The 2545-nt window shown below is 39.4% G+C and carries 1 protein-coding gene; it reads right to left on the minus strand.

Annotated features, from left to right (window positions below; translation table 11 throughout):
• Positions 1-91: 91 nt before the first annotated feature.
• Positions 92-2425, minus strand: a complete 2334-nt coding sequence (locus TH606_RS10995) for a bacteriohemerythrin (protein ID WP_068544024.1) — start codon at positions 2423-2425, stop codon at positions 92-94.
• Positions 2426-2545 lie beyond the last annotated feature (120 nt).

Consider the following 2545-nt stretch of genomic DNA (forward strand, 5'->3'; position numbering starts at 1 on the left):
GTCTCAAGAAGATATTTTGCAAAGGTCTCTTTAATATCAAAAAACTTGCCAAAAATAATCCCGAAAGGGATAAACCTTCCGGGATTATTTCCTATCTTAAGCCCTTTTCTTTTAAGAAAGGCCCGTACTTTTTGTCAGTTACGCAAATATGCGTGCTTAACCAGTCTTTAAGGAAAGTTAAAAGATCGTAGGCAACTTTTTCGTCTCCAGATTTTATTTTTTGCTGATAATCAATGACCTTTTGCACCAGTTTAGCGTGTATTTCTTTATGTATTTTAGCTTCTGGGTAGCCGTATCTATCAAAAAATTCTTCTTCAGTCTTAAAGTGTTTGGCAGTATAATCAATCAGCTCTGCCAAAACTTTTTGCAGGGTACTCTGGGTGGCTCCGCTTCGTAATCCCCTATGCAGTTCATTAATCATTTCCACCAATCGGTGGTGTTGTTCGTCTATAACTTTTATACCTATTTCAAATGAAGGACCCCACTTGATTAAATCAGCTTTGTATGAATGTAAATCTTGGTCAGATATCTGTTTTAGGGCCAACCATCTGCCCATAAGGAAAATTGCTTTTTCAAATAGAGGTTCTATATTCCTTTTATAAAAGTTCAGAAGCTCATTTTTTTCGTGGATTTTTTGAATCTTTTCCTGGAACCTCTGAGATTCTCGGTGTAATTGTTCGTGAATGGGTCCAATCTGTTGAATAAGCTCTCTTTCTTCAGGAGATTGTGGCTGGTAATGAGCCAGAAGATTACCTAATATGCAGCGGCAAGCATCTGTTTCTATTTCTGGTATCTGCCCCTCAAGGATAGCCTGAATAATTTTTTCTCTAAATCTCAAAAGGACCAAGAAAGAGAGCTTTATTTTTGTTTCAACAGGTATGCTCTCAAAAAGTTTTTTTTCAAGCTCTGGATTAGTTTTTACCAACGAAAGGAGAACGGTGCCTTCTTCTACTATTCCAGAGATACAGGCGTCTATAACATCTAGATTTTGCCTTATTTTTTCAAAACTTTCGGCATGGGCTAATAATTGGTCAGCATGATGGTTTACTCTTTCTACCGTGGTTACAGCTTCTTGAATATTATTGTTTAAGTCTGCAATAGTAACAGTCTGTTCTTCGCTGGCGCTGGCAATGGTATTAGCCAGGTCATTTACTCCTGCCACTGTTTCAGAAATAGACTCCACCCCGGCCACTGCTTTTTCCATATCCTGGCGTATGGTATTTATAATTTTGCCTATCTTTTCGGTAGCCTTAGCTGTTTGCCTGGAGAGCTCTTTTATTTCACCTGCTACAACGGCAAAGCCTTTGCCGGCTTCTCCGGCCCGGGCCGCTTCAATGGTAGCGTTAAGGGCCAGGAGATTGGTCTGTTCAGCGATATCATTAATCAGGTGGGTTACTTCTTCTATTTCTTGGGAGCTCTTGGCCAGCGTTTTTATAGTTTCTTTGGCAAAAGTAACATGCTCATTGGCTTCGCCTGCTTTTATAGCTGTTTCCTGAATACTCTGGGCGATTTCGCGGGCTGCGGTGTTAAGGTCCTCCATGGCGTGGGCTATAGTGGCTATATTCTCAGTGGCCAACCTTGAAGCTTCTTTTAATTCCTGGGCTAGGCGTTCACTGTCATAACCAAATTGTCTAATAGAGTCGCCAGAGGACTCCACAAACTCAGCCGCGATAGCAAGGCTTCGGTTCTGGTCATTAAAGGTAGAAAGCTGGCTGGAAACATAAGCCACCGCCGCGTTAGTGGCTGAAGCTATTTCTTCAAGTTCTTTCAGCAAGACTTTATGCTGGGAAACCCCCTTTTCAAAATTTCCATTTTTAAGTTCTTGTAAAGCCAGGGCTATTTCTTTTAAAGGTTTAATCAAAAACTTATTGGTAATAATCAAGCTAAAAACAAAAACGGCAAAACCAAGTCCCAGGAGAAAGAAAATGACCTTTTTGAAAATTGCGATCTTTCTTTCTGATTTTTTCTCAAGGCTTTTAGTGAGGGAATTGGCCTGGGATAACAGAATAAGGTTATTATCAGCAATATAACTGAGGGCGTCATCTCTGTGAGATTCGTCAGCTAGTAATAGAACTTTTTCTTTGAAAGGCTGCCACAGGGAAACCAGTTTTTCATATTCCTCTTTTACTTCACCAGAAGAGCTGGTACATGCCCTTTTAAGTTCTTCAATTATTTCATCATAGGTTTTAACACTTTTTTCTAAAGAATTTAGCCATTCGGGATTTTTGGTATTAGCAAATAAAAAACTTTCTTTACTAATTTTTTGCGAAAGCATACGAAGCTTGCCACTGATGTTTACGTAATGAGCATCGTTTTTTTGATGGAATAAAAGATAAAAACTGGCAAGACTGGCTAACAAAAATACGCTAAACACCAAAAAAACACTACCTGGGACCAAAAACTTGGCCGCTAAAAACCTTCTCATAATGCCCTCCCGCAGATTAAAACTGTTTTAGGTATATTTTCGGTCAAAAATAAAATGCCTTTAACATTGCTGGACCTTTTCCCTTACCCGTCATTGTATGGTTTTTACGAGTGGAGTGGA

This window comes from Thermodesulfatator autotrophicus (assembly GCF_001642325.1).
In the GTDB taxonomy this organism is placed as follows: Bacteria; Desulfobacterota; Thermodesulfobacteria; order Thermodesulfobacteriales; family Thermodesulfatatoraceae; genus Thermodesulfatator; species Thermodesulfatator autotrophicus.

What these genes read in the sequence shown, in the direction of transcription:
- TH606_RS10995 (WP_068544024.1), bottom strand. Translation starts at nt 2,425, where the DNA reads ATGAGAAGGTTTTTAGCGGCCAAGTTTTTGGTCCCAGGTAGTGTTTTT.